General features: G+C 53.4%; 28 protein-coding genes. 11 read left to right on the plus strand and 17 right to left on the minus strand.

The features are described 5' to 3' along the window. The first annotated feature begins 124 nt into the window (after positions 1-124). The 4 genes from poxB to VSR74_RS05465 all read left to right on the plus strand — a co-directional run bounded on the left by poxB (position 125) and on the right by VSR74_RS05465 (position 5435). Entirely contained in the window at positions 125-1843 is a 1719-nt protein-coding gene (gene poxB, locus VSR74_RS05450) for a ubiquinone-dependent pyruvate dehydrogenase (RefSeq protein ID WP_347793771.1), read from the plus strand. Between the two features lie 36 nt (positions 1844-1879). Beyond that, positions 1880-2881, plus strand: a complete 1002-nt coding sequence (gene ltaE, locus VSR74_RS05455) for a low-specificity L-threonine aldolase (RefSeq protein ID WP_347793772.1) — start codon at positions 1880-1882, stop codon at positions 2879-2881. Positions 2882-2891: 10 nt separating this feature from the next. Then, positions 2892-4334, plus strand: coding sequence for an SDR family oxidoreductase (locus VSR74_RS05460; RefSeq protein ID WP_347793773.1), 1443 nt, complete (start codon positions 2892-2894; stop codon positions 4332-4334). 87 nt (positions 4335-4421) lie between these two features. Further along, positions 4422-5435: an NAD-dependent epimerase/dehydratase family protein gene (locus VSR74_RS05465; RefSeq protein WP_347793774.1), complete on the plus strand. Its 1014-nt coding sequence runs from the start codon at positions 4422-4424 to the stop codon at positions 5433-5435. A 69-nt stretch (positions 5436-5504) separates the two neighbouring features. Here VSR74_RS05465 and VSR74_RS05470 read toward each other — a convergent pair whose 3' ends face one another. Continuing rightward, positions 5505-6335, minus strand: coding sequence for an N-acetylmuramoyl-L-alanine amidase (locus tag VSR74_RS05470; protein WP_347793775.1), 831 nt, complete (start codon positions 6333-6335; stop codon positions 5505-5507). Beyond that, complete coding sequence (locus tag VSR74_RS05475; protein WP_015965136.1) at positions 6332-6655, minus strand: heavy metal-binding domain-containing protein; 324 nt, start codon at positions 6653-6655, stop codon at positions 6332-6334. The genes VSR74_RS05470 and VSR74_RS05475 overlap by 4 nt, the downstream gene beginning before the upstream one ends. Before the next feature lie 181 nt (positions 6656-6836). Here VSR74_RS05475 and VSR74_RS05480 point away from each other — a divergent pair, with 181 nt between their 5' ends. The 6 genes from VSR74_RS05480 (at position 6837) to artJ (ending at position 11498) form a co-directional block, all read left to right on the plus strand. Beyond that, complete coding sequence (locus tag VSR74_RS05480; protein WP_347793776.1) at positions 6837-7352, plus strand: lipoprotein; 516 nt, start codon at positions 6837-6839, stop codon at positions 7350-7352. Positions 7353-7714: 362 nt separating this feature from the next. After that, positions 7715-8443: an arginine ABC transporter ATP-binding protein ArtP gene (gene artP, locus VSR74_RS05485; RefSeq protein WP_347793777.1), complete on the plus strand. Its 729-nt coding sequence runs from the start codon at positions 7715-7717 to the stop codon at positions 8441-8443. Between the two features lie 20 nt (positions 8444-8463). Continuing rightward, positions 8464-9195 (plus strand): arginine ABC transporter substrate-binding protein ArtI, encoded by a 732-nt coding sequence (gene artI / locus VSR74_RS05490; protein ID WP_347793778.1) that lies wholly within the window; start codon positions 8464-8466, stop codon positions 9193-9195. A gap of 6 nt (positions 9196-9201) precedes the next feature. Further along, on the plus strand, positions 9202-9918 hold the full coding sequence (gene artQ, locus VSR74_RS05495) for an arginine ABC transporter permease ArtQ (protein WP_347793779.1): 717 nt from the start codon (positions 9202-9204) through the stop codon (positions 9916-9918). Further along, entirely contained in the window at positions 9918-10586 is a 669-nt protein-coding gene (artM, locus tag VSR74_RS05500) for an arginine ABC transporter permease ArtM (protein WP_347793780.1), read from the plus strand. The genes artQ and artM overlap by 1 nt, the downstream gene beginning before the upstream one ends. Positions 10587-10766: 180 nt before the next feature. Continuing rightward, positions 10767-11498, plus strand: a complete 732-nt coding sequence (artJ, locus tag VSR74_RS05505) for an arginine ABC transporter substrate-binding protein ArtJ (protein WP_347793781.1) — start codon at positions 10767-10769, stop codon at positions 11496-11498. Between the two features lie 39 nt (positions 11499-11537). Here artJ and VSR74_RS05510 read toward each other — a convergent pair whose 3' ends face one another. The 15 genes from VSR74_RS05510 to VSR74_RS05580 form a co-directional block, all read right to left on the minus strand. Further along, entirely contained in the window at positions 11538-13016 is a 1479-nt protein-coding gene (locus VSR74_RS05510; protein ID WP_347793782.1) for a sensor histidine kinase, read from the minus strand. After that, positions 13013-13720: a response regulator transcription factor gene (locus VSR74_RS05515; protein ID WP_347793783.1), complete on the minus strand. Its 708-nt coding sequence runs from the start codon at positions 13718-13720 to the stop codon at positions 13013-13015. The genes VSR74_RS05510 and VSR74_RS05515 overlap by 4 nt, the downstream gene beginning before the upstream one ends. A gap of 154 nt (positions 13721-13874) precedes the next feature. Beyond that, positions 13875-15362: a sulfatase gene (locus VSR74_RS05520; protein WP_347793784.1), complete on the minus strand. Its 1488-nt coding sequence runs from the start codon at positions 15360-15362 to the stop codon at positions 13875-13877. Positions 15363-15371: 9 nt separating this feature from the next. Next, the gene (locus VSR74_RS05525; RefSeq protein ID WP_347793785.1) at positions 15372-15695 is read right to left on the minus strand and encodes a PTS sugar transporter subunit IIB; all 324 of its coding nucleotides are present in this window, start codon (positions 15693-15695) and stop codon (positions 15372-15374) included. Between the two features lie 27 nt (positions 15696-15722). Further along, entirely contained in the window at positions 15723-17066 is a 1344-nt protein-coding gene (locus VSR74_RS05530; protein ID WP_347793786.1) for a PTS sugar transporter subunit IIC, read from the minus strand. Between the two features lie 282 nt (positions 17067-17348). After that, positions 17349-18476 carry a 23S rRNA (uracil(747)-C(5))-methyltransferase RlmC gene (rlmC, locus tag VSR74_RS05535; RefSeq protein WP_347793787.1) on the minus strand — a complete coding sequence of 376 codons (1128 nt, stop codon included), beginning with the start codon at positions 18474-18476 and terminating at the stop codon, positions 17349-17351. A 42-nt stretch (positions 18477-18518) separates the two neighbouring features. Then, positions 18519-19055: a YbjO family protein gene (locus VSR74_RS05540; protein ID WP_347794358.1), complete on the minus strand. Its 537-nt coding sequence runs from the start codon at positions 19053-19055 to the stop codon at positions 18519-18521. 10 nt (positions 19056-19065) lie between these two features. Beyond that, positions 19066-19911: a putrescine ABC transporter permease PotI gene (potI, locus tag VSR74_RS05545; RefSeq protein ID WP_347793788.1), complete on the minus strand. Its 846-nt coding sequence runs from the start codon at positions 19909-19911 to the stop codon at positions 19066-19068. Then, positions 19908-20861: a putrescine ABC transporter permease PotH gene (gene potH, locus VSR74_RS05550; protein ID WP_347793789.1), complete on the minus strand. Its 954-nt coding sequence runs from the start codon at positions 20859-20861 to the stop codon at positions 19908-19910. The genes potI and potH overlap by 4 nt, the downstream gene beginning before the upstream one ends. A gap of 9 nt (positions 20862-20870) precedes the next feature. Next, positions 20871-22004, minus strand: a complete 1134-nt coding sequence (potG, locus tag VSR74_RS05555; protein ID WP_347793790.1) for a putrescine ABC transporter ATP-binding subunit PotG — start codon at positions 22002-22004, stop codon at positions 20871-20873. A gap of 101 nt (positions 22005-22105) precedes the next feature. Beyond that, positions 22106-23218, minus strand: a complete 1113-nt coding sequence (gene potF, locus VSR74_RS05560) for a spermidine/putrescine ABC transporter substrate-binding protein PotF (protein ID WP_347793791.1) — start codon at positions 23216-23218, stop codon at positions 22106-22108. A gap of 403 nt (positions 23219-23621) precedes the next feature. Then, positions 23622-24104: a type III secretion system chaperone family protein gene (locus VSR74_RS05565; protein WP_347793792.1), complete on the minus strand. Its 483-nt coding sequence runs from the start codon at positions 24102-24104 to the stop codon at positions 23622-23624. 118 nt (positions 24105-24222) lie between these two features. Next, positions 24223-25125 carry a 30S ribosomal protein S6--L-glutamate ligase gene (gene rimK / locus VSR74_RS05570; protein ID WP_347793793.1) on the minus strand — a complete coding sequence of 301 codons (903 nt, stop codon included), beginning with the start codon at positions 25123-25125 and terminating at the stop codon, positions 24223-24225. A gap of 81 nt (positions 25126-25206) precedes the next feature. Next, positions 25207-25929: a nitroreductase NfsA gene (nfsA, locus tag VSR74_RS05575; protein WP_347794359.1), complete on the minus strand. Its 723-nt coding sequence runs from the start codon at positions 25927-25929 to the stop codon at positions 25207-25209. After that, on the minus strand, positions 25913-26203 hold the full coding sequence (locus VSR74_RS05580; protein ID WP_347793794.1) for a DUF1418 family protein: 291 nt from the start codon (positions 26201-26203) through the stop codon (positions 25913-25915). The genes nfsA and VSR74_RS05580 overlap by 17 nt, the downstream gene beginning before the upstream one ends. Before the next feature lie 202 nt (positions 26204-26405). On the opposite strand from VSR74_RS05580, the gene VSR74_RS05585 reads away from it, so the two are divergent. Beyond that, on the plus strand, positions 26406-26669 hold the full coding sequence (locus VSR74_RS05585) for a GrxA family glutaredoxin (RefSeq protein ID WP_347793795.1): 264 nt from the start codon (positions 26406-26408) through the stop codon (positions 26667-26669). Positions 26670-26681 lie beyond the last annotated feature (12 nt).

The following is a 26681-nucleotide window of genomic DNA, read 5'->3' on the forward strand; positions in this document are numbered from 1 at the left end:
TGATTTTCCGCCAGATTTTGCTATTCCCCTAAAAAAAGCAATGGAAAGATGGGGTACTGGACAGCGAAACGAGCAGCATCGACTAAACTTGTTACCGTTATCACATTTCAGGAGATGGAAAACCATGAAGCAAACCGTTGCCGCTTACATTGCTAAAACCCTTGAACAGGCTGGCGTTAAACGTATCTGGGGCGTCACAGGAGACTCATTAAATGGCCTGAGTGACAGCCTCAACAGGATGGGCACCATCGATTGGATGCCCACGCGACACGAAGAGGTCGCCGCTTTTGCCGCAGGCGCAGAAGCGCAACTCACCGGCGAACTCGCCGTCTGCGCGGGTTCATGCGGGCCAGGCAACCTGCACTTAATCAACGGATTATTTGATTGTCACCGCAACCACGTTCCGGTGCTGGCGATTGCCGCCCATATTCCGTCAAGCGAAATCGGTAGCGGCTATTTTCAGGAGACGCATCCGCAGGAACTGTTCCGCGAGTGCAGCCACTATTGCGAACTGGTCTCTTCACCCGAGCAAATTCCGCAGGTGCTGGCTATCGCCATGCGCAAGGCGGTACTCAATCGCGGCGTGTCGGTCGTTGTACTACCGGGCGACGTAGCGCTGAAAGCCGCGCCAGAAAGCGCCAGCAGCCACTGGTATCACGCCCCGCTTCCGGTGGTAACGCCTGCTGAAGAAGAGCTCGATAAACTGGCGCAACTGCTGCGTTATTCCAGTAATATCGCCTTCCTGTGCGGCAGCGGTTGCGCCGGGGCGCATAAAGAACTGGTGGAATTTGCCGCCAAATTAAAAGCGCCGATTGTTCACGCCCTGCGCGGCAAAGAACATGTCGAGTATGACAACCCTTACGATGTCGGCATGACGGGGCTGATCGGTTTCTCGTCGGGCTTCCACGCGATGATGAACGCCGACACGCTGATCCTGCTCGGCACCCAATTCCCTTATCGCCCGTTCTATCCAACGGATGCCAAAATCATCCAGATTGATATCAACCCCGCCAGCATCGGCGCGCACAGTAAGGTCGATATGGCATTGGTCGGCGATATCAAATCGACATTACGCGCCCTGCTGCCGAAGCTCGAAGAAAAAACCGATCGTCGCTTCCTCGATAAAGCGCTGGAGCACTATCGCGATGCGCGCAAAGGGCTCGACGATCTTGCTAAACCCAGCGATAAAGCGATTCACCCGCAATATCTGGCACAGCAAATCAGCCATTTTGCCGCCGATGATGCCATCTTCACCTGCGATGTCGGCACGCCGACCGTCTGGGCCGCGCGATATCTGAAAATGAACGGTAAACGCCGACTGCTCGGCTCCTTTAACCATGGTTCTATGGCCAACGCCATGCCGCAGGCGCTGGGCGCACAGGCCACTCACCCTGGCCGCCAGGTGGTGGCGATGTGCGGCGATGGCGGTTTCAGCATGCTGATGGGTGATTTCCTGTCGGTGGTGCAAATGAAGCTGCCAGTGAAAATTTTCGTCTTCAATAACAGCGTACTGGGCTTTGTCGCAATGGAGATGAAAGCGGGCGGTTACCTTACCGACGGTACCGAACTGCATGACACCAACTTTGCCCGCATCGCCGAAGCCTGCGGTATTCCGGGGATCCGTGTGGAAAAATCAGCGGACGTCGATGAAGCAATTCAAAAAGCGTTCAGTATCGATGGCCCGGTGCTGGTCGATGTGGTGGTCGCAAAAGAAGAACTGGCAATGCCCCCACAGGTCAAACTGGAACAGGCCAAAGGGTTTAGCCTCTACATGCTGCGCGCCATTATCAACGGACGCGGCGACGAAGTGATCGAACTGGCGAAAACCAACTGGCTCAGGTAAAACTATCGACATTCTCCTCAGTTACAAGGAAATGTCATGATCGATTTACGCAGTGATACCGTTACCCGGCCGAGCCGCGCCATGCTCGAAGAGATGATGGCCGCCCCGGTCGGGGATGACGTGTATGGCGACGACCCTACCGTCAATGAACTCCAGCGCTATGCGGCGAGCCTCGCCGGGAAGGAAGCCGCCCTCTTTTTACCCACCGGCACCCAGGCGAACCTGGTGGCGCTGTTAAGCCACTGCGAGCGCGGCGAGGAGTATATCGTCGGGCAAGGTGCGCACAACTATCTCTATGAAGCCGGCGGCGCGGCGGTGCTGGGCAGTATCCAGCCACAGCCTATCGACGCGGCTGCGGACGGTACTCTGCCGCTCGATAAAGTCGCCGCTAAAATTAAAGCCGACGATATCCACTTTGCGCGCACCAGACTGCTGAGTATTGAAAACACCCATAACGGCAAAGTGTTGCCGCGCGACTATCTGCGCCAGGCATGGGAATTTACCCGCGAACGCGGGCTGGGGTTACACGTCGATGGGGCGCGGATCTTTAACGCCGTGGTGGAGTACGGCTGTGAACTCAAAGAGATAACGCAATATTGCGACTCGTTCACCATTTGCCTCTCTAAAGGGCTGGGAACACCAGTGGGCTCACTGCTGGTTGGCAATAACGATTACATCAGGCGCGCAATACGCTGGCGCAAAATGACCGGCGGTGGTATGCGTCAGGCGGGGATCCTGGCCGCAGCCGGGCTGTATGCACTGAAAAACAACGTCACGCGGTTGCAGGACGACCATGACAACGCCGCCTGGCTCGCCAGTCAACTGCGCGAAGCGGGGGCGGACGTCATGCGCCACGATACCAACATGCTGTTTGTCCGCGTTGGTGAGGCACAGGCAGCGACGTTGGGCGAATTTATGCGCGAACGTAATGTGCTGATTAACGCATCGCCGATTGTTCGCCTGGTGACGCATCTTGACGTCAGCCGCGAACAACTCATTGAGGTTGTCAGCCACTGGAAAGCTTTTTTAGCAAAATAAGGAGTCATACGTGCCGCAAACTGTTTTAGTCCTTGGCGCCAGTGGATATATCGGCCAGCATCTGGTTGCGGAATTGAGTGCCCGTAGGTATTTGGTGCGGGCTGCGGCACGTCATATTGAACGCCTGGAGAAACAACACCTTCCCGGCGTTACCTGTCACACGCTCGATCTTGAGTGGCCGGTGTCATTACCTGCCCTGCTTGAGGGCGTTGATACGCTCTACTATCTGGTGCACGGCATGGGCGAAAGCCGCGATTTTTTCGCCCATGAGCGCCAGGTCGCGCTTAACGTGCGCGATGCGCTGCGCCAGGTTCCGGTCAAGCAGATCATCTTTTTAAGTTCGCTACAGGCGCCTGCGCATGAACAGTCTGAACATTTGCGGGCTCGCCAGGCTACCGGCGATATTCTACGCGAAGCGGGCATTCCACTGACCGAACTGCGCGCCGGGATCATCGTCGGCGCGGGCTCTGCCGCTTTCGAAGTGATGCGCGATATGGTCTATAACCTGCCGGTGCTGACGCCGCCGCGCTGGGTGCGCTCGCGCACCACGCCGATTGCGCTGGAAAATTTGCTGGTCTATCTGGCGGGGTTGCTGGAGCATCCAGCCTCAGAGCATCGCGTGCTGGAGGCGGCAGGCCCGGAAGAACTCACCTATCAGCAGCAGTTTGAGCGTTTTATGGTGGTCAGCGGGCGTCATCGTCTCTTAATTCCCATTCCTTTCCCGACAAGCTGGATCTCGGTGTGGTTCTTAAATGTGATCACCTCTGTGCCGCCGACGATTGCGAAAGCGCTGATCCAGGGTTTAAAGCACGATCTTCTGGCAGACGATCGTGAACTCCGCGCGTTGATCCCGCAGAAATTGACCACGTTTGATGACGCAGTACGCCAGACGCTGGAAGAAGAAAAGAAGCTGGTGAACTCCAGCGACTGGGGCTACGACGAACACGCGTTTGCCCGCTGGCGGCCCGAGTACGGCTATTTCGCCAAACAGGCGGGTTATACGGTAAAAACCCCGGCAAGCCTGGCGGCATTGTGGCAAGTGGTGAATCGGCTGGGCGGTCGCGAAGGCTATTTCTTTGGCAATATTCTGTGGAAAACGCGCGCAGCGATGGATTTACTGGTGGGGCATAAACTGGCGAAAGGCCGCCCCGCACACGCGCGGCTGAAAACGGGGGACAGTGTCGATAGCTGGAAGGTGATTATCGTCGAGCCGGAGAAACAATTGTCACTGCTGTTCGGCATGAAAGCGCCGGGTTTGGGGCGGCTCAGTTTTACACTGGCGGATAAAGGCGACCATCGTGAACTTGACGTTCGCGCCTGGTGGCATCCGCACGGTATGCCAGGATTACTCTACTGGCTGTTGATGATCCCGGCGCATCTGTTCATTTTCCGTGGCATGGCGCGGCGAATTGCCAGGCTTGCTGAGGAGATCACAGGCAAAAAAGAGCCTTAATCCGAATTCTTCTTAGTTTCCCATTGCATGAGAGCGAAAATCACGGAAAAATGCGCACGAAATTCTTTTTTTACACAGTGGATTGATATGAAGGTACTGGTTACCGGCGCCACCAGCGGGCTTGGCAGAAACGCAGTCGAGTATTTGCGCAACAAGGGCATCAGCGTCAGAGCGACGGGTCGCAATGAGGCGATGGGCAAGCTGCTGGAAAAAATGGGCGCAGAGTTCGTTCACGCCGATTTAACGGAACTGGTCTCTTCTCAGGCGAAAGTCATGCTCGCCGGTGTCGATACGCTGTGGCACTGCTCCAGCTTCACCTCACCGTGGGGAACCCAGGAGGCGTTTGACCTCGCTAACGTGCGCGCCACTCGCCGCCTTGGTGAATGGGCCGTGGCCTGGGGGGTGCGTAACTTTATCCATATCTCTTCACCCTCGCTCTACTTCGATTATCACCATCACCGCGATATCAAAGAAGATTTTCGTCCGCACCGCTTTGCCTGCGAATTTGCCCGCAGTAAAGCGGCAGGTGAAGAAGTCGTGCAGTTACTGGCGCAGGCCAATCCCAACACGCGCTTTACCATTTTGCGCCCGCAAAGTATTTTCGGGCCGCACGATAAAGTGTTCATTCCACGTCTGGCGCAGATGATGCACCACTACGGCAGCGTGCTGCTCCCGCGCGGCGGCCACGCGATGGTCGATATGACCTATTACGAAAACGTCGTGCATGCCATGTGGCTGGCGAGCCAGCCACAGTGCGATAGCCTGCCTTCTGGCCGTGCCTATAACATCACCAACGATGAACCCCGCACATTGCGCAGCATCGTCGAACGGTTGATTGATGAACTGGAAATTAAGTGCCGCATCCGCTCCGTACCGTATCCCATGCTGGATATGGTCGCGCGCAGCATGGAGCGCTTTGGCAATAAATCGGCCAAAGAGCCTGCACTCACCCACTACGGCGTCTCAAAACTGAACTTTGATTTCACGCTGGATATTACACGCGCGAAAGAGGAACTGGGTTACGCGCCAATTGTGACGCTGAATGAAGGTATCGTGCGCACCGCCGAGTGGCTGGAAGACCACGGGAAGCTGCACCGCTAACGCCAGCATCGCCCGATAGCATCTCGCTTATCGGGCCTCCATTTTATGCCCACTCCAGGCTGCCCCCTCTCAACCCTGCCCGTATTTCTCCAGCAACGCTTCGGCAATGGCCTGCGTTTGCGCATCCGCAACACCGTTCCATAGCGCCGGGCGGAAGTGCATCTGAAACGCCATAATCACCCGCTTTTGCTGCGCGGGTGTCATCTCCGGCGTCACGTCATAACCATAGCGCGATAGCAGATCGAGCAACCCGGCGGTATCAACACTCTGGTACGGAGAACGACCATTAAGGTAAAACGCGACGCTCCCGGCATCCGGCCAGGCGCCAATGCCCTGTGCGGCAAGTTGTTGCCATGGAAACAGTGGGCCGGGGTCATCTTTCCGCTGCGGGGCGATATCCGCATGCGCGACAACATTCTGCGGTTGAATGTCATAGCGGGCGATAATCTCTTTCGCCAGTGGGATCAGCGCATTGATTTGTGACGGCGAGAAGGGAACAAAGTGCTTCACACCCGCCGTTTTCTGCCAGCCACGGTTTTCGAGTTCGATACCAATAGAAGTGTCGTTAATACGCGTCGCCCCGCGCCAGAAGCTGATACCGGCATGCCAGGCAAGTTTATCTTCCGGCACTAATTGCCAGATGCGCGGTTTCCCGTTGTGCATGGGCGGCACGTCAGGAATGAGATAATGCGAACTGACATGCTTATCGGTGAGCGTCGCCAGCGAGACATCGAAATCGTCCGCCGTGTAGTGAATAACCAGCACTTTTACGCGCGGGTATGCCGCCTGCGCCGGATGGCGGGTATCAAGCTGATACCCGTTTTTATCTATCACGCCCTTCTCACCCGCACAGCCCACCAGAAGGCTCGCGAGTAGAGCCAGCGTCAGGAAACGTTTCATCGGCGCGTTTTCACCGCCGTACCGCTAACGCTGACCATCAGCATGCTGCTGTCTTTACCGACAGTTTCATAATCGATATCAATACCGACGATAGCGTCTGCACCCAACGCTTTCGCCTGCTCGCCCAGTTCCTGGAAGGCGATTTCGCGCGCTTTACGCAGTTCTTTCTCGTAAGCGCCAGAACGACCGCCAACGATATCACGAATGCCTGCGAAGAAATCGCGGAAGATATTGGCGCCGAGAATCGCCTCACCAGTGACCACGCCGCAATATTCTACAATGGTCTGGCCTTCCAGCGTCGGGGTGGTTGAGAATTGCATCGTTGTACTCCTTCTTTTAACGTTCAATGCCTTAGCGTCAATCGCGCACTGCTATTATCGGGCTGATACGCTATGCTTGGAAAGGGATTCCATCATAATCGTATACACAAATCCTTCAGACTGCATCGCATAAACGACACGTTTGAAGGAGGATGTGTTGAGCTGCTTAAAAGGAAAAATTATGCGCTACTCCACTCTTGCACTCCTCCTGCCTGGCGCCCTGCTGCTTAGCGCCTGTACCACAGTGACACCCGCGTTTAAAGATATTGGTACGCGTAGCGGGCCGTGCGTGGAAGGCGGGCCGGACGCCGTGGCACAAAAGTTTTACGATTATCGTATTCAGCACCGTAATAATGACCTCTCGGCGCTTCGCCCTTATCTGAGCGACGATCTGGCGAAAGTGCTTAACGAAAGCCGTAGCGATACCAGCCATAGCGAGCTGTTGCAGTCCGATCCGTTCTCCAGTTGCACCACGCCTGCGGACAGCGCCACGGTCGCCAGCGCATCGACCATCCCTAACACCGATGCGCGGAATATTCCGCTGCGTGTCACCCTGAAGCAAGGTACACAAAGCTGGCAGGATGAGGTGCTGATGATCCGTGAAGGCCAGTGCTGGGCAATTGATGACGTGCGCTATCTCGGCGGCAGCGTCCATGCGCCAGCAGGCACCCTGCGCCAGTCTCTGGAAAAACGTTAATCTTCCCACGTATCAATCATCACATGGGTAAATTGTCTGGCATTCCGTGAGGAATGCCGACATTTCTGCCTCCCGCCTCGCCCACCCAACATTTTGTGCTAACTTTAAGAGTAACGCTGGTTTATATTTAAGTTTTAACGCACAAATATTGCATAACTATTCTGTCAAAGGTACTATTTGCGGCCTCAATTGCTGAAAACCTTCGAGAATTTAGCAACATTTTCGTTACATAATGAGCGGGCAAAGCCGGGTTAAGCAGAAGCTTATTCTGCCGAAACGACCGGATACCGCAGCAACTGAGTGAGCCGCTGAACGCGAGTTCGGGGTAAGTACCTACAGCTAACGCATCTTGACGAGTATCGATGAGCATTAAATTAAACGGCATTAACTGCTTCTACGGCGCACACCAGGCGCTGTTCGACATCACGCTTGAGTGCCCGCAGGGTGAAACACTGGTACTGCTGGGGCCAAGCGGCGCGGGTAAGAGTTCGCTGCTGCGCGTGCTGAATCTCCTTGAGATGCCGCGCTCCGGCACGCTGAACATCGCCGGTAATCACTTTGATTTCGCCAAAGCGCCTTCAGACAAAGCGATTCGCGAATTGCGCCAGAACGTCGGCATGGTATTCCAGCAGTACAACCTCTGGCCGCATCTCACCGTGGTACAAAACCTGATTGAAGCGCCCTGCCGCGTGCTGGGCCTGAGCAAAGAAAACGCCATGGCGCGCGCTGAAAAGCTGCTTGAGCGTCTACGCCTGAAACCTTACAGCGATCGTTATCCGCTGCACCTTTCGGGTGGTCAGCAACAGCGTGTGGCGATTGCACGTGCGCTGATGATGGAACCGCAGGTTCTGCTGTTTGATGAACCTACCGCGGCTCTCGACCCGGAAATCACCGCCCAAATAGTGAGTATCATTCGCGAACTGGCGGAAACCAACATTACACAGGTAATCGTCACCCACGAAGTGGAAGTGGCGCGTAAAACCGCCAGCCGCGTGGTGTATATGGAAAACGGCCATATCGTCGAACAGGGCGATGGAAGCTGCTTTACCCAGCCACAGACTGAAGCGTTTAAGAATTACCTTTCTCACTGAAGAGACCCGGGACAATGACCATGAAAAAAGTACTGATTGCCGCACTTCTTGCAAGCGTAAGCCTCTCTGCTGGCGCCGCTCAGACCATTCGTTTCGCCACGGAAGCCTCCTATCCTCCGTTTGAATCCATGGATGCCAACAATAAGATCGTCGGCTTTGACGTTGATCTGGCGAACGCGCTGTGTAAAGAGATCGATGCCACCTGCACCTTCTCTAACCAGTCTTTCGACAGCCTGATCCCCAGCCTGAAATTCCGCCGCGTCGACGCGGTAATGGCCGGGATGGATATCACGCCTGAGCGTGAAAAACAGGTTCTCTTCTCCACTCCGTATTACGACAACTCTGCGCTGTTTATCGGCCAGCAGGGAAAAGTGGCCAGCATTGATGCGTTGAAAGGTAAAAAAGTCGGCGTGCAGAACGGCACCACTCACCAGAAATTCATCATGGATAAACATCCGGAAATCACCACCGTGCCTTACGACAGCTACCAGAATGCGAAACTGGATCTGCAAAATGGTCGTATCGACGCGGTCTTCGGTGACTCTGCGGTGGTGAACGAGTGGCTGAAAGCGAATGACAAACTGGCTGCCATCGGCGACAAAGTGACAGATAAAGACTACTTCGGCACCGGTCTGGGCATCGCGGTACGCCAGGGCAACACCGAGCTGCAGCAGAAATTCAACGCTGCGCTGGAAAAAGTGAAAAAAGATGGCACTTATCAAACCATCTACAGCAAATGGTTCCAGAAGTAAGAACTGATGAACGAATTTTTTCCATTAGCAAGCGCCGCCGGGATGACCGTCGGCCTTGCCGTTTGCGCCCTGGTCATCGGGCTGGCGCTGGCGATGTTCTTCGCGGTGTGGGAGTCGGCTAAATGGCGCCCCATTGCGTGGATAGGCTCCGCTATCGTGACCATACTGCGTGGGCTACCGGAAATTCTGGTGGTCTTGTTTATCTATTTCGGTTCCTCACAGCTTTTGCTGATGTTGTCGGATGGTTTCACGATAAATCTTGGCGTGGTACAGATTCCGTTGCAGATGCAAATCGAAAACTTCGACGTTAGCCCGTTCCTTTGCGGTGTGATTGCGCTGTCGCTGCTTTATGCCGCCTACGCGTCACAAACCCTGCGCGGCGCGCTCAAAGCGGTGCCACAAGGGCAATGGGAGTCCGGCCAGGCGCTGGGCCTATCGAAAGGCGCGATCTTTTTCCGTCTGGTGATGCCGCAAATGTGGCGTCATGCGTTACCGGGTCTCGGTAATCAGTGGCTGGTGCTGCTAAAAGATACTGCGCTGGTTTCCCTTATTAGCGTCAACGATTTAATGCTGCAAACCAAAAGCATCGCTACCCGCACTCAGGAGCCGTTTACCTGGTACATCGTGGCGGCGGCGATTTACCTGGTGATCACCCTGCTCAGTCAGTACATTCTCAAACGCATTGACCTGCATACCACTCGCTTCGAACGGAGACCAGGCTGATGCTTGAATATTTACCGGAACTGATGAAAGGGCTGCACACCAGCCTGACGCTGACCGTGGCCTCTATTGCGGTGGCGCTGATCCTGTCGCTGATTTTCACCATCATTCTGACGCTGAAAACGCCGGTGCTGGTCTGGCTGGTGCGTGGCTACATCACGCTATTTACCGGCACGCCGCTGCTGGTACAGATCTTCCTGATTTACTACGGCCCGGGCCAGTTCCCGTCGTTACAGGATTATCCGGCGCTGTGGCATTTGCTCTCTGAACCGTGGCTGTGCGCACTGATTGCGCTGTCGCTGAACAGTGCGGCCTATACCACTCAGTTGTTCTACGGGGCGATTCGCGCCATACCGGACGGGCAATGGCAGTCCTGTAGCGCGCTGGGAATGAGCAAGAAAGATACGCTGGCGATTCTGCTGCCCTACGCGCTGAAACGCGCGCTGTCTTCCTACTCGAACGAAGTGGTGCTGGTCTTCAAAAGTACCTCTCTGGCCTACACCATCACGCTGATGGAAGTTATGGGTCACGGGCAGTTGCTGTATGGTCGCACCTATGACGTGATGGTCTTTGGCGCGGCGGGCGTAGTCTATCTTATCGTCAACGGTCTGTTGACGTTGCTGATGCGCCTGATTGAGCGCAAAGCGCTGGCGTTCGAACGCAGAAATTAAGCACGGCATTGCATAAATGCAAATAAACACCGCGGGCAACCTTATAAGTTGTCCGCTTTTTTTTATATGCAATAAAATAAAAAATCATTTTTATTGCATATAAATTCAAAAGAAGGCAGGATATATCCATGCCACACGCAGGGCAGCATCTTAATGATTTGACAGACGGGAGCCTTACCGATGAAAAAGCTAGTTCTGGCCGCACTACTTGCCACCTTCGCCGCCGGCGTAAGCGCCGCGGATAAAATCAATTTTGGCGTTTCCGCAACCTACCCACCCTTTGAGTCGATGGATGCCAGCAACCAAATCGTCGGCTTTGATATCGACCTGGCGAAAGCACTGTGCAAACAGATGCAGGCAGAGTGCACCTTCACTAACCATGCATTTGATAGCCTGATCCCGGCGCTGAAGTTTAAAAAATATGATGCCGTTATTTCCGGTATGGATATTACCCCGGAACGGAGCAAGCAGGTTGCGTTTACCGAACCGTACTACGCCAACTCCGCGCTGGTGATTGCGAAGAAAGATACCTATAAAACCTTTGCTGACCTGAAAGGCAAACGCATCGGGATGGAAAACGGCACCACCCACCAGAAATACCTGATGGATAAACACCCGGAAGTCAAAACCGTTGCTTACGACAGCTATCAGAATGCGATTATCGACCTGAAAAATGGCCGTATTGATGGCGTGTTCGGCGACACCGCCGTGGTGAATGAGTGGCTGAAAACCAACCCGCAACTGGGTGCCGCAACCGAGAAAGTCACCGACCCGCAATATTTCGGTACCGGCCTTGGCATCGCGGTTCGCCCGGATAACAAAGCCCTGCTGGAAAAACTGAACGGTGCGCTGAAGGCGATCAAAGCTGACGGTACGTACCAAAAAATCAGCAACCAGTGGTTCCCTGAGTAATCGCTTTATGCCGGATAGCGGCTTCGCCTTATCCGGCAATTACCGTCCACACGGTAACCAGAAGCGGAAGCACGCCCCGCTCGTCGATTCCACCAACTCAATTCCTCCACCGTGCAGTTCCAGCATTCTTTTGACGATCAGCAAACCGAGCCCACCGCGTTTCTCGCGTGTCGCCTGCTGACTCAGCGCCGAAGGGCGTAAAAAAAGCTGTTCGCGAACCGCTTCATCGACGCCAGGCCCGCTATCGGCCACCTCCATCTGCAACTGCTCATCCTGCTGCCAGATCCTCAGACGAATGGTTCCCTCCGGCGGCGTATGACGAATGGCATTATCAAGCAGGTTGGTCACTACGCGCTCAACCATTGAGAGATCGGCATTAATCAGCGGCAGATGTGAAGGGATCTCCGTCTGCAATGTTATTTTCTGCGTCTCGAGCGGCAGGTCGAATTTCTGTACCACATCGGAAACCAGCTCACTCAGGGCAAAGCGCTCCCGCTGTGGTTTAATCGCTCCATGCTCCAATCGCGCCAGTTCAAATAACTGCTGCGAGAGATGGCGCACCTTGTGCCCCTGGCGCAGCGCGATCTCCAGATAGTGCCGTGACGCTTCCGGCGTTAGCGTTGCCGATTTCATCGACAACGTTTCCAGATAGCCCAGCAGCGAGGTGAGCGGCGTGCGCAAATCATGCGAGATATTGGCGATAAACTCACGTCTCTGGCGGTCGCTATCCGCCAGCGCATCCCACTGGGAGGCAATTTTGCGCGCCAGCTCAATAAATGTATTGCGCAACAGCGCCACTTCGTCGCCTGGCCGCTCAAGCGTCGGTTGTGCAGCCAGATGTTTAATTGCGCTGATACTGTCCCGATCGATACGACTGGCTTCACTGGTCAATGCATTAACCGGACGAGTGACCCAGTGGCGAACCAGCACCGCGACCACGGTTCCCACCACCGCAACCAGCAACAGCGCCCACAGCAGAGTACTCCACAAGGTTTTATACCCGGCATTTTCCGCCAGCGCGTTGAGCGCCTCCCCCTGCAAAATAATGTACAGATAACCACGCAATACCCCATCTGAACGAAGCGGCGCGGCGCTAAACACTTTCTGATTATCCAGGCTTCGCGGATCGTCACCATACACCGGCATCGTGGAGTGATTGAGGAAACGCTCGATCGGCGTAATGTCAACGCGCTGGCGCTTGATGTGCCCCGGCGGCGCGGCATCGGCCAGCAGTTCGCCTTCCGGTGAGATAACATAGAGTTCGACGCTCGGGTTAAAGGTCATCAGACGATCGAACAGCGGCTTCAGCATACGGCGGTCTACACTACCCTGCCCATCCACCAGCGGCTCGCTGAGAACAATCTGCTGCGCCAAATCTGCCGATAACTGCTGTACCATCGCATTACCGTACTGCTTACTGCTGTAAAGCTGCACCGCGCCGGCAATCGCTGCGCACAGCACCAGCAACAGAATAAACAGCAGCGTTAAGCGCTGACTCAGGCTAAGACGCGCGCTCATGCCGGGCCACCGACAAAGCGATAGCCCTTGCCCCAGACGGTGAGAATAATGTCCGGCTCGGCCGCATTGTGCTCAATTTTAACCCGTAAGCGGTTGATGTGAGTGTTAACGGTGTGCTCGTAACCTTCGTGCTGATAGCCCCAAACCTGTTCCAGCAGATCGAGACGCGAAAATATTTTCCCCGGGTGACGGGCGAAGAACCAGAGCAGGTCAAATTCACGCGGAGTGAGATCAATAAGATTTCCGCGCAGCCGAACGCTGCGCGCCAGCGGGTCGATCACCAGGCCGTGCGCGGCGATCGTGCCGCTGGTCTGCTGCACATCCTGCCCCATCGCCTGCTGGCGACGAAACAGCGCTTTAATGCGCGCCACCAGCTCCTGCACCGAAAAGGGTTTTGCCAGATAGTCATCAGCCCCGGTTTCGAGGCCCAGAATGCGTTCCGTTTCACTGCTGCGCGCGCTGATAATAATCACCGGAAGATAACGCCCACGCTCGCGAATGCGCTGGCAAATCGTCAACCCATCTACGCCAGGCAGCATTAAATCGAGGATAACCATATCCCACTGCGTCTGTTCAAGATGCTGTAATGCTCTGCCGCCGTCCTCTTCGTGAACGATAACGTAGCCTTCATCTTCAAGATTAAGTTGTAGCAGAGCGGCGATATCGCGATCGTCCTCCACCAGCAGGATCTGTTTTGCCGTCATCAATCAGTGCCTTTTCATCTGTTCTGAGATTAAGCTTACCTGATTTCCGTCCGGCAAAAGTTCACATTTTGTTTAACTTCCGCTTTTCAGCGCAATAGCACCAGCCGCGGTGATGGGAAAGTTCATCGCCTGCGGATGCAGGCGATTTTTTTCTTTAGTCTGCATTCAACCCTAAACGCCAAAACTGCTCTGCCGGCGCATCATTTTCTTTCATCAACTGAATCAATAATTGAACCATACGCGCTTCAATAATTTCATCGCTGATAGGATGGAGTTGTTGCGGATCGTTTTGTAAATCAAACAATAAATGACCAAAACTATTAATGCCCGCATATTTCTCCCTTGCCGGGATACGCAGCACCTGCAACCCTTTTGTGAAACGGAACGGAGGAGCCAGAGACAAATGCTTTAACTCTTCAACGCCGTAACGGGTATTCATTTTTATCGGCATTAACGTGTAGTTCGCAATATCATGTTCCCGACCGGGTAACGCCGCGCGCATATAAACATAGCGCCCATCAGTCACATTAACATGCCCACTAAACACGCCAAATAGCGCAGCCTGACGAACGGGTGCATCCTCCGTTAACGTTGCAGCCAACGGCTTTCCTTGCACATCGGCAGGAATCGGCTGCCGGAAGTAATCTAATAGCGTGGGAGCCCAGTCGATCATCTGAACCAACGCCTCACGCTTTTCGCCCTGGACTTTGCTGCGAGGATCCCAGATAAATAAAGGATTGTTCGCGACTTCGTTATAGTAGGGCATCTGATTTTTTGCCCACCAGCCGTGCTCACCCAATAAAAAACCATGATCGGTACCGACAATGAGCATCGTATCCTGCCAGAGATCGTGACTATCCATCAGATCAAGGATCCGCCCCAGATTGCGGTCACACATTGACACCAGCGCGCGATAGCGGCAACGGATGTGCTCAATAGCATCATCGCTTTCATTCACTTCTCCGCGCGGCCAGTCATAATGCGGGCCAGCCCAAGTATCTTCATAGAGCGACAGATACTGTTGTGTAACGTGAAACGGCTCATGAGGATCAAAGGTTTCTACCTGCAGTAGCCAGTTATCCTGCTGGCAGTTTTTATTGATAAACTCGCAACCCGCATCAAACACTTTTGTCTGCGGGAAATCAGCCTCACGCTGGATATATTCGCGATTCACCCAATCATGTCGCCACAGTCCTGAAACACCGCCCCCGGTTTGCTTTTGCGGAACCCGCAGTACCTCTGGAACAGAGGGTTCCGCCACGCTCGCTTTCCAGTGATCACCCTCCTGACCGCGAATAATTTCCCATGAGCTGTAGCGGTTATGATAATTTCCGCCACCATCTTCCCAGTAATGCAGGTGATCGCTAATAAGGTGAGTGTAAATTCCCCCTTTTTTGAGCAGTTCTGGCATTGAATCATCAAAGGGTTCCAGCGGCCCCCATTCACGATGCAAAAAATTGCAGCGCCCGGTATGTAATTCTCGCCGTGCTGGCATACAGGGCATGCTTCCCACATAGCTATTTTCAAATTTAGCGGTATGCGCCGCCAGACGCTGAAAATTAGGCGCATGTGTCAATAAATCACCATAAGGCGGCAAATAACGCTTATTCAGGCTATCAAACAGTAGAATAATAGCTTTCATCACCCATCCTTAGTTGTTATCCAGCAGATGCGGGAAATGTTTTTCGACCACTTCAAATATCTGCTTGCCAATAGTTTCACCATCCATAATGTTTTCAATAGGGATCAGGTATTGGCCGTTTTTAGGATCCAGGCTCACGACATCAATCAGTTTTTTGGAGATAGCGTAAATGTCAGTCCAGTCAGTAAAACCACCGACTTCGCCCGCGGCGGTATGTTCCATAGCGAACTTAAAGTTATATTTTGCGAGTGCCTTTCCGACAACAATTTGCAGCATCACACTGCTACCTACACCATAGCCACAAACAAACAGAATGTTGATTTTATCTTTCATTTTCGAGTCCTTGATAGTGATGATAAATTAAACTGAATACGGCCCAAGATGGAATGTTTCTGCAATAAACCGTAAGACTTCACAAATAGCAGGCCAGACCGTTGCCCAGTCAAATATTCCTGTCCAGCCAATACCCTCTTTTGCCAGCCCCGTCAATGGAATGGCCCAGACGGTACCGAATGTTTGGATAATGCCCAAAAGGAAAGTACATATAATGACTGAACGATAGCCCCCTAACCTGTTCGCTAATACACCAATCGGGCCACCGGAGAAAAAGAGCGGGACAAACCCGGGTAATACCATAATGGGGCTATGAACCAACAACAAAATTCCCATTGAAAAAATCGTGCCGAAAGTACAGAAAATGAACCCCAGGGTTGCGGCGTTTGGTGAGAATGGTAATAATGCGGCGACATCAACGGCGGGAATGGCATCGGGAATGAACTTGTCCTGCCAGCCTTTAAATGAACCATTAATTTCCCCAACCATCATACGGACACCTTGTAGCAAAATAACCATATACATGGAAAATTGCAGCCCAAGATTAATAATGTAGATATACCAGGGTTTCCCTTTAGCCATCATTTGCACGTTATCGATCCCCGTTGATAGCAAAAAGCCGCCAACGAACAGAGTCATAATGATAGCGATAGCCGTGACGTTATGGTTAAAAATGGCCAACCAGCCTGGAAGTTTTAAGTTTTCAGCATCGTGCTTTTCCGGGTCACCAAATTTATGTGCAAATTTCGAAAAAAACCATAAGCCCAACATTTGGTTGTGCGCAATCGTGAACCCGGCATTATTCGTGATTTTGGCGATTGGCTTAACGATAAGGGTTGTGGCGAATGCCCAAAATATCCCTGTTAAGACACCAGCGATGATAATTGACTGAACCCAGCCAAAGCCTAACCAAAAGACAATCAACCACAACACGGCCTGCGAGTGTGATACGCCAGTATTCCCGGTGAGAAAGATGCCCTTTGCTTTCGTAAATCGCCCGAACAGAACCAGTACCAGGTTTGTGAAAAAAGCCAGAACAAAAACATAACCGACATAACCGAAGTTATCCCCTAATGCAATTTGCGTCGCCGCTTTCATTGCATAGGAATCCATTAAGTATCCGTGGACGCCATAGGACTTACTCACTGCCTCAGCTACTGGTTTAAACGTTGCTGAAAATTGAAAACCACCGAAGAGAATCATCATCAGCCCGACCATTGAGCTAACCATGCCGGTGATAATTTTTATCGGCGATTTTTTATCAAGTGCATAACCGACACCGACTAATAAGCCGATTAATATTGCGGGTTCAGTTAAAAAGGTTTGGATAACATCTATAATTTTAGCAAGCATCGTCTGAACGCCCTCCATAAGCGTACATTTCCATTGTCAATAAATGACCTCTCTGCTGACATTGATAGTTGTTCCACTGATTTTTATATTTTCGATAAAGTCACATCCCGTTCTGATCACCTTACCTTGCACTCTAGTAATCAGATTAAATCATTTAAAGATCTTTCTTGATTATTTGTGATTTGATTTGCAAAAAATAAACAACACATAACCATGATCTATTGGAGGCACTCCCCAGGCGATCATAGTTATTATTTTTCGTGAATGTTTTTGATCTAATAATTAATTATTTAAATGTATTTAGCTTTTTATTAACAGCGTCAGGACTTCATAGTGGGCGGTATGGGGGAACATATCGTATAGCTGCACGCGAGCAATGCGATAACCCGGCAGACACGATATGTCTTTCGCCATGGTTTGTGCGTTGCAACTTGAGTAGATAATAAACTGCGGAGCCATCTGGCTTAAGTAATCACACAGCGCTTTACCGATACCACGACGCGGCGGATTAACCAGCACCAGTTCCGGCACTTCACCCTGCGCGGTGGCGAACTGCGTGGAATCGAGCGCCTGAAACTGAAGCTTTGTCAGCCCCAGCTCAGCGGCAGACTGTTTCGCGCAGGCGATGGCTTCTGGCGCAATTTCAATCCCGGTGAGAGTCATCTCAGGCGTCGCGCAGTGCAGGCCAAAGCCGCCGACACCGCAGAAGAGATCCCACATATGCGTCACGGGCAGCGCGCGCACCCAGTCACGCGCCGTGGCGTACAATGCGCTGGCAACGGCAGGATTGGTCTGGAAGAAGCTTTGTGGGCGGATCCACAGAGGAACGTGATTAAAGGTTTCCGCCAGCGCCTGCTGTTCGGTAAAGAAGATCTCCTGATCACCTTCCATTATCGCCATATGAACCGGCTGAATGTTCGCAGTAATCACCTTCAGTTGCGGTAATTGCGCCTGTAACCCGGGAAGCGCGGCGCGAAGCTGTTCAACTTTGGCTTCGGAACGCAGCACGAAGCGCAGCATCATGCCGCCATCGCGTTGGCTTTCCGTCAGCAGAAGATATTTCAGTTCACCACGTTTGCGGGCGACGTTATAGGGCGTTAACCCGGCGCGAGCGATAAAGGGCTTCAGCGCGGCGAAAACCGGCGCAAATGAAGCGGGATAGAGCGGGCAGTCCGTGAGGTCGACAGGCGTACCGTCGCGGTGCAGCATTCCAAGCAGCGGTTTTTCCACGCTGCCGCTGACTACCATTTTGGCTTTATTACGGAAACCCTGCTCCGGGCCGCTGACAGGTGCGCACCACGTCTCCACCGCCTGCCCGCCCAGTAGCACATGCAGATCGTCCATTTTGGCAGAGAGTTGTTCGGCTACCGGCTGCTCAATCCACTGGCATGAGCGACAGCGACCCGCGTCATAAAGTGCGCACTGCATACAAAGACCTTCAGAAATTCAGGGGCGGCGATTGTATCACCGTTATTGCAAGCGGAAAAACCGTCGACTGTTTTGTGGGACAAAAAGCAGGAACAACACCAGCAGGTCGGGCATTTTCTGCATCACCAGTGAGTGGAATATTTCACGCTTCGATTCGCCAGCGATACTGAAAAGTTCCGGGTAGCCGTAGCCCAGCGACGCCGCCCACAGATAGCTGGCCGCAATAATCTGCGTCAGTAAGTAGAGCCAGCGCGCCCAGTTACGCCCTTTCACCAGCGAAAACGCACAGCCGATCTCGATAAACACCAGGATCAGACTGGCCAGAAACACCAGCGTCAGGCTCCAGGTTTGTACGCTGCGGTGAATAAAATCGACAACACCGTTCACCCCCAGCAGATTAAAAATCATCAGCAGGTCGAGGCAGCGAATCATAATAATGGCGAGCGCCGCCACCTGCACCAGCGCAGGGACATTTAATCTGGCATGCGAACGCCCGGTTTTAGCAAAGAATCCCAAGATGTTGTCTTCCGTGAAAACGGCCCCCTGGCTGACAGGGAGCCGAGAACAATCTCTGCTGATTTTAAGAGGATTATCCTTGTCTTGCACGTTGGATATCGCGCACTCGCTGTTTTTCTGCGCGTGCCATCAGATACCAGGCGATAAATCCGACAATTCCTACCACCACAAGGATGAGTGTTGCCAGTGCATTGATTTCCGGGTTGACGCCCATGCGCACGTTTGAAAACACCAGCATCGGCAGCGTGGTTGCCCCCGGGCCGGAGACGAAACTGGCAATCACCAGGTCATCCAGCGAAAGCGTGAACGCCAGCAGCCAGCCGGAAATCACCGCCGGCATAATCATCGGCAACGTAATGATAAAAAACACTTTTAACGGTGTTGCGCCGAGATCCATCGCAGCCTCTTCAATCGAACGATCCAGCTCGCGCAGACGCGATGAGATAACCACGGCCACATACGCCGTACAGAACGTGACGTGCGCCAGCCAGATTGTCAGCATGCCGCGATCGGACGGCCAGCCAATGGCATGACCGAGCGAAACAAACAGCAGCAGCAACGATAAACCCGTTATTACGTCCGGCATCACCAATGGCGCGGTTATCATAAATGCAAAACCGTTTGAGCCGCGAAAACGGCCAAAGCGCACCAGCACCACCGCCGCTATGGTACCGAGGATCGCCGCCATCGTCGCCGCGCAGGCGGCAATGGTCAAACTAAGCCCCACAGCGCTCATCATCGCGTCGTCACGAAACAGTTCGCCATACCAGCGCGTCGACCAGCCCGCCCAGACGGTGACCAGTTTTGAGCTGTTGAACGAGTAGATAACCAACATCAACATTGGCGCATACAGGAAGGTAAAACCCAGCACCAGAATCAGAACGCGCCATGGCGAACGGACGACCGGTAAGTTATTCATCCGTGTTCTCCCATCTGTTTTTGCTGATGTTTGTGGAACCACATAATCGGCACAATCAACAGCAGCAACATGACAATCGCCACCGCCGACGCCACCGGCCAGTCGCGGTTGTTAAAGAACTCCTGCCACAGCACACGGCCAATCATGATGCTGTCCGGGCCACCGAGTAGTTCCGGGATCACAAACTCCCCCACCGCCGGAATAAACACCAGCATCGACCCGGCGATAATCCCGCCTTTGGTCAGCGGCACAATCACGCTGAAGAAGGTTTTCAGCGGCCTGGCGCCGAGATCGAGCGACGCCTCCACCAGCGAGTAGTCGATCCGCGTCAACGCCGTATAAATAGGCAGCACCATAAACGGCAGATAGGCATAGACGATCCCGATATAGACCGCGAGATTGGTGTGCAGGATCTCCAGCGGCTGATCAATTATGCCTGTCCATTGCAGGAAATTGCTTAGCACACCGTTGCCTTTCAGGATGCCCATCCACGCATAAACGCGAATCAGAAACGATGTCCATGACGGCAGGATCACCAACAATAACAAAATATTACGCGTTGAAGGTTTGCTGTGCGCTACGGCCCAGGCCAGTGGATATCCCAGCAGCAGGCAGAAAAGGGTCGAAATGGCCGCCACCTGTAATGACTGGAAATAGGCTTCGATATACAGCGGGTCGGCGGTCAGTTGCAGGAAGTTACCAAAATTGAGCGACAACGTAAGCTGCCCGTCCTCCCATGACATGAGATCGGTATAGGGCGGGATCGCGCGCGCCATCTCAGCGAGACTGATTTTGAATACCGTCAAAAATGGCAATAAAAACAGCAGAATAAGCCAGATAAATGGCAGCGCGATAACCAGCTTACGCCCATGAGCCAGATTCATACGCGCCAGCCACTGCGCAAGGCCGCCCGGTTTATTCACCGAGGCTGGCGATTCTAAAGCACCCATTCGCCCTCCTTACACCGTCAGAACGACACAGCTATCAGCATCCCAGCACAGACGTACTTCATCGCCCCAGGTCGGTAACCCTTTCCGGTAGCGATGCGCATTCTGTAGCTGCGCGCTGATCATCTGCCCGCTTTTCAAACGCACATGATAAATAGAGAGGTCGCCGAGGTAGGCAATGTGCACCACTTCCCCCACGGCAAAGTTGTAGCCACTGGCAGGTGGCGTCTCGCAAAGCATAATTTTTTCCGGGCGCAGCGCGACGTAGACCGGCACGTTGTCTACCACCGAGGCATCAACGTCCACCTTCAGCGGATGCACCAGCCCCGGAGAGTCAATCACCAGGCCATCCTCTTCACGCACTTTCAGCAGTCCCTCAAAGACATTCACCGAGCCGATAAACTCCGCGCTATAGCGGGTAGTCGGATGCTCGTAAATCTCCTCAGGCTCGCCTATCTGCACAAACTTCCCACGATTCATGATGGCGATACGTCCGGCCATCGTCATCGCCTCTTCCTGGTCATGAGTCACCATCACACAGGTGGCGCCGACGCGTTCCAGAATATCGACAACTTCCAGTTGCATGCGGTCACGCAGCTTTTTATCCAGCGCGCCCATGGGCTCATCAAGCAACAGCAATTTAGGCCGTTTGGCGAGGCTTCTTGCCAGCGCCACGCGCTGACGCTGGCCGCCGGAAAGCTGATGCGGCTTGCGTTTGGCATACTCCTGCATATGCACCAGCGCCAGCATTTCGGCGACGCGGGAGTTTATTTCCGCTTTTGGCAATTTGTCCTGCTTCAGGCCAAAGGCAATGTTCTGCTCTACCGTCATATGCGGGAACAGCGCGTAGGACTGAAACATCATGTTGATCGGACGCTGATACGGCGGAACATGCGCGAGGTCGACGCCATCAAGCATGATTTGCCCACTGCTCGGCTGCTCAAAACCCGCCAGCATACGCAGAAGCGTCGACTTTCCGCAGCCGGAAGCGCCCAGCAGTGCAAATATTTCGCCTTTGTAAATGGTGAGACTGACGTCATCAACGGCGTGCTGGCCATCATAGGATTTCGTCAGATTACGGATCTCCAGCAGCGGGGTAAGCGCTTTACGGATTTTCGCCTGTGGGAGGGGGGTCGCGTCGTTCAATGGGTGCTCTCCGGCATAAAAACATACTCGATATGGCCCGGTCGCCATACGAAAAACGGCTTTGTCACCCGCCCGACAGCGCACATCGGGCGGGTATCGTCTTATTTACCGCTTTTAACTTTAGTCCACGCGCGAGTACGCACGCGGTCGATCTTCGGCTCCTGTACCTTCAGGGTGAAGAGCCTGGCGAAAACATCCGGTGGCGGATAAATACCAGGATTATTACGGATAGCCTCACTGACCAGCGGCGTGGACGCTTTATTGGCGTTAGCGTAGAACACATGATCGCTGATATGCGCCACGACTTCCGGTTTCATCAGGTAGTTGAGGAACTGATAAGCTTCTTCTTTGTTTTTAGCATCGGCAGGCATCGCGAAGACATCAAAGAAGGCCATCGCCCCCTCTTTCGGGATACTGAACGAGACGTTTACGCCATTCTTCGCTTCTTTTGCGCGGTTAGCCGCCTGCCAGACATCACCCGCCCAACCAATGGCGACACAGATGTCGCCATTGGCCAGGTCATTGATGTATTGCGAAGAGTGGAAGTAACGAATATTCGGGCGCAGTTTGAGCAGCAGATCCGTCGCCGGGCCGGTGTAATCATCCGCTTTGGTGCTGTTCGGATCTTTGCCCAGATAATTCAGCACCGTGGCGAACACCTCTTCAGGCGCATCGAGGAAAGAGACGCCACAGCTCTTCAGCTTTTCCAGATTTTCGGGTTTCAGGATCAGATCCCAACTGTTTACCGGCGCATCCGCGCCCAGCGCTGCTTTCACTTTATCGACGTTGTAACCAATACCGGTGGTTGCCCACATATAGGGCATGGCATATTTGTTGTCCGGATCGTGCTTCGCAACCAGCTTCAGCACTTCCGGGTCGAGATTTTTCCAGTTGGGGAGTTTACTTTTGTCCAGCGGCTGGAAGACGCCCGCCGTTAACTGACGCTCCAGAAAGCTTGCCGACGGCACGACCAGGTCAAAACCGGTACTGCCCGCCATCAGTTTCCCTTCCAGAACTTCGTTGGAATCGAAAACATCATAAACCACTTTAATTCCGGTCTCTTTTTCAAAATTCGCCACCGTATCCGGCGCGATATAGTCAGACCAGTTATAGATATGCAGCGTTTTTTGTTCCGCAGCGAGCGCACTGGCCGTGGTGGCCATCAACACCCCCGTGACCAGACCTGTTAACCATTTTTTACTGAAAGCGGCCATATCTCTTTTCCTTCTCAACGTCCGTTAACATTTGGACCAAAACTACGCAGTCGGAGGCATGCAAAATTCATGCATATTTTTTGTACTGCATTGAAGAAGAAAAAGATCCTCTCGCTGCAGCCATTGCTCGCTTAACGGATGCAAAAACCTCGCCAGATCGGTAAAAATTCTGGTCTCTGAGGGGGATCATCCGGGTATCGCAAGAATAACTGTAGCCAGAGATAGAGGCCATAGCTCGGCGTTAAAAACGCCTTTTATCAATTTTTTATGCAAGATCACTTTATCTGATAGGCCAAAAGGCGCCTTCAGGTAGTGAATGAAACTTTAAATTAAGGTTACAGACGGGATAAAAGAACGTGATACGCAGCCCCTCTGGCAGTGGCTGCGTTATTCCGTGGCGGGATCAGTGAAGAAAGTGGTATTGAACCTCTTCCGCAGGTTGCTCTTCCTCTTCTTCTGCTTTAAACAGCAACTGCTGGGCAAAAGCTTCCAGGATGACCATCGACACCTGCTCCTCGCTCTGACGCATAAACGCGACGAACTGCTCGTAAGTGACGCCCACGGTCGCCGATAAAGACTGGCATACGACCAGTTTTGGCAAATTATCATCCTGTATATCGATGAATGCTTTGACCGTCAGCGAGCTGGCGTTGATCGCCGAGAGATCCGCCGACATGGCTAACAGAGCTGAAGGGCGAATTTCCGCCAACGCAGAAAAGAGGATCGTGTTATCAATAAGGTCGATTTTCGCGTCAAAAACGCCATCAAAATTTTGCATATGCGGCAGGTGCAACGCCTGACAGGTATCGCACTCAAAGAAGCTAATGCCTGATTCGTCGAGCCACTGACGTAACGTATCCAGACCCGGGACGACGAGAGAATCCATATGACCTATGACCTCATGCGGTATAAAACAGAAGAATGCCAGGCTGTATACCCGGCACAGATTGGCTATAGCTTACTCAAAAATGAATCCGCATACCACGAAAGCTGCAAAAACAGCCTTAGCCGCCCATTTTCAGACAAAAACCAGGATGCGCCTGACGCTCAATCCACTCGATCATTTTGCCCGCAATATCAACGCCGGTGGTCGTTTCGATACCTTCCAGCCCCGGAGACGCGTTGACTTCCATCACCAGCGGGCCACGTTTAGCGCGCAGAATATCTACCCCCGCCACATCCAGCCCGAGCGTTTGCGCTGCCTGCACGGCTATCTCACGTTCACGCGGGGTAATATCCGCCACCGTCGCCATCCCGCCACGATGCAAATTAGAGCGAAAATCGCCCTCTTTCGCCCGTCGTTCAATGGCGGCCACGACGCGATCGCCGACCACGAGACAGCGAATATCACGGCCTTTCGCCTCTTCGATATACTCTTGCACCAGAATATGCGCGTTCAGGCCGCGAAAGGCATCAATCACGCTTTCCGCCGCCTGGCGCGTTTCCGCCAGCACCACACCAATCCCCTGAGTGCCTTCCACCAGTTTCACCACCAGCGGCGCGCCGCCTACCATCGCGATCAAATCGCTGGTGTCATCGGGGGAGTGGGCAATGCCGGTCACCGGCAGGTCGATACCCTGGCGCGCCAGCAGTTGCAGCGAACGCAGCTTGTCGCGCGCGCGAGTGATGGCAACAGATTCATTAAGCGGATAGCTGCCCAGCAATTCAAACTGACGCAGCGCCGCCGTACCGTAAAAGGTGATAGCCGACCCCACCCGCGGGATCACCGCATCATAATGGGGAAGCTTGCGCCCTTTATAGTGAATCGAGGACGCTGACGGACTAATGTTCATATAACAGGAGAGCGGGTCGAGTATTTCGACAATATGACCACGCTTCATCGCTGCTTCACGCAGACGCTTACAGGAATAGAGCGTTCCATCCCGGGACAAAATGGCAATTTTCACCCTTTACCTCGCTAAAAACCCTGAATAACCCCGAGTATGATACACATGCCGCCAGGCCGAATATATGCGGATTTTTATCGCTTAACGCGTCGCCCACCCCTGCTTGTGCAGGTAGTCGAGAATAAACGGGCGGTTCTCTTTAATGATGGTGCGACGAATATGATCGCTCCAGGTATCACGACGATTATTGCTGCCGCGAGACAGGTAATACTCCGCAAGCTGCTCGTCATACTTCGCCAGTTCGCCTGCGTCCAGCGGCTGATAGTGATTTTCATGCACCACAATCGAGGCCGGTAAGCGCGGCTTAATGTCCGGATTGCTGTCCGGCCAGCCAAGGCACAGGCCAAACAGCGGCAGCACATGTTTTGGCAGCTTCAGCAATTCAGTTACCGCCTCAATACTGTTACGAATGCCGCCGATATAAACGCCGCCCAGCCCCAGTGACTCCGCCGCGGTGAAGGCATTTTGCCCCATCAGCGCGGTGTCGACGACGCCCAGCAGCAGTTGCTCCGCCAGGCCCAGTTGCGCATCCGGACAGATTTGCAGGTGACGATTGAAATCAGCGCAAAATACCCAGAACTCCGCCGCCTGTGCCACATGCTGCTGACCGCCGGTCAACTCAACCAGTTGCGCGCGCATCGTTTTGTCCGTAATGCGGATAATCGAGCTGCATTGTAAAAAGCTGGAACTGGAAGCCGCCTGAGCGCTGGCAATAATTGCTGCGCGTTGCTCATCGCTGATGGGCTTATCGGTAAACTGGCGAATAGAACGATGGCTGAGAAGCAGATCAATGGTCGGCGTCATCATGTTTTTCCTTATCTGGCTTAGGAGGCGTTTTGGTATTACGCCCCATCAGTTGTGGTGCAACGGTTTGCGCCATGCCCCAAAACAGGGCAAAGGCGGCGGGGAGCATCAGGATTATTCCGGCAAAAATCATCACCACCGCCGCCCCCTGGCTGGAGACGGGCGCAGGCAACGTGACATAGTCGTTGAGCGAGAGCCACGCGGCTCCCAGCAACACCATGCCTATCGCTTCCAGAATTAAAACGCTTTTGGGTAACGACCCGAGCGAACGCATGCGTCCTCCGCTTAACCGTGCTGAAATGTCAGAACTCAAGTCTATCTCAGCCGCCGCGATTGTTGCAGGGCATTTCGCCACACATAGTCAGAATGAATTGAAGCAACAGGCAGAATCTTCTTTCCCATTACGCGTAAGGGCGTCATGATGACGCCCTTCGCCGTCAGGCTGAAATGATATTTTTAAGTTGAGGAGAGAAACGATGTTCACCGTAATTTTTGGTCGCCCGGGTTGTCCGTACTGTGTTCGCGCAAAAGAACTGGCTGAAAAACTGACGCAGGAACGCGACGACTTCAACTACCGCTACGTTGATATTCACGCGGAAGGCATCAGCAAAGCTGACCTGGAAAAAACAGTAGGCAAACCGGTTGAGACTGTGCCGCAGATCTTCGTCGATCAGCAACACATTGGCGGGTGCGCAGATTTTGAAGCCTGGGCAAAAGAGACGCTGGGTCTTTACGCCTGATTTCCCGACGCC

This window comes from Pseudocitrobacter cyperus (assembly GCF_039889165.1).
GTDB lineage: Bacteria > Pseudomonadota > Gammaproteobacteria > Enterobacterales > Enterobacteriaceae > Pseudocitrobacter > Pseudocitrobacter cyperus.

Coding starts and splice junctions, on each gene's coding strand:
- VSR74_RS05530 (WP_347793786.1), bottom strand. CDS start 17,066: ATGGAGGGCGTTCAGACGATGCTTGCTAAAATTATAGATGTTATCCAA.
- VSR74_RS05470 (WP_347793775.1), bottom strand. CDS start 6,335: ATGAAACGTTTCCTGACGCTGGCTCTACTCGCGAGCCTTCTGGTGGGC.
- VSR74_RS05480 (WP_347793776.1), top strand. CDS start 6,837: ATGCGCTACTCCACTCTTGCACTCCTCCTGCCTGGCGCCCTGCTGCTT.
- VSR74_RS05510 (WP_347793782.1), bottom strand. CDS start 13,016: ATGAGCGCGCGTCTTAGCCTGAGTCAGCGCTTAACGCTGCTGTTTATT.
- VSR74_RS05580 (WP_347793794.1), bottom strand. CDS start 26,203: ATGCGTTCGCTCGGGTCGTTACCCAAAAGCGTTTTAATTCTGGAAGCG.
- VSR74_RS05515 (WP_347793783.1), bottom strand. CDS start 13,720: ATGACGGCAAAACAGATCCTGCTGGTGGAGGACGATCGCGATATCGCC.
- VSR74_RS05475 (WP_015965136.1), bottom strand. CDS start 6,655: ATGCAATTCTCAACCACCCCGACGCTGGAAGGCCAGACCATTGTAGAA.
- nfsA (WP_347794359.1), bottom strand. CDS start 25,929: ATGACGCCGACCATTGATCTGCTTCTCAGCCATCGTTCTATTCGCCAG.
- VSR74_RS05465 (WP_347793774.1), top strand. CDS start 4,422: ATGAAGGTACTGGTTACCGGCGCCACCAGCGGGCTTGGCAGAAACGCA.
- potH (WP_347793789.1), bottom strand. CDS start 20,861: ATGGGTGCTTTAGAATCGCCAGCCTCGGTGAATAAACCGGGCGGCCTT.
- rlmC (WP_347793787.1), bottom strand. CDS start 18,476: ATGCAGTGCGCACTTTATGACGCGGGTCGCTGTCGCTCATGCCAGTGG.
- VSR74_RS05525 (WP_347793785.1), bottom strand. CDS start 15,695: ATGAAAGATAAAATCAACATTCTGTTTGTTTGTGGCTATGGTGTAGGT.
- artM (WP_347793780.1), top strand. CDS start 9,918: ATGCTTGAATATTTACCGGAACTGATGAAAGGGCTGCACACCAGCCTG.
- potF (WP_347793791.1), bottom strand. CDS start 23,218: ATGGCCGCTTTCAGTAAAAAATGGTTAACAGGTCTGGTCACGGGGGTG.
- artQ (WP_347793779.1), top strand. CDS start 9,202: ATGAACGAATTTTTTCCATTAGCAAGCGCCGCCGGGATGACCGTCGGC.
- VSR74_RS05520 (WP_347793784.1), bottom strand. CDS start 15,362: ATGAAAGCTATTATTCTACTGTTTGATAGCCTGAATAAGCGTTATTTG.
- VSR74_RS05585 (WP_347793795.1), top strand. CDS start 26,406: ATGTTCACCGTAATTTTTGGTCGCCCGGGTTGTCCGTACTGTGTTCGC.
- artI (WP_347793778.1), top strand. CDS start 8,464: ATGAAAAAAGTACTGATTGCCGCACTTCTTGCAAGCGTAAGCCTCTCT.
- artJ (WP_347793781.1), top strand. CDS start 10,767: ATGAAAAAGCTAGTTCTGGCCGCACTACTTGCCACCTTCGCCGCCGGC.
- potI (WP_347793788.1), bottom strand. CDS start 19,911: ATGAATAACTTACCGGTCGTCCGTTCGCCATGGCGCGTTCTGATTCTG.
- artP (WP_347793777.1), top strand. CDS start 7,715: ATGAGCATTAAATTAAACGGCATTAACTGCTTCTACGGCGCACACCAG.
- poxB (WP_347793771.1), top strand. CDS start 125: ATGAAGCAAACCGTTGCCGCTTACATTGCTAAAACCCTTGAACAGGCT.
- VSR74_RS05565 (WP_347793792.1), bottom strand. CDS start 24,104: ATGGATTCTCTCGTCGTCCCGGGTCTGGATACGTTACGTCAGTGGCTC.
- ltaE (WP_347793772.1), top strand. CDS start 1,880: ATGATCGATTTACGCAGTGATACCGTTACCCGGCCGAGCCGCGCCATG.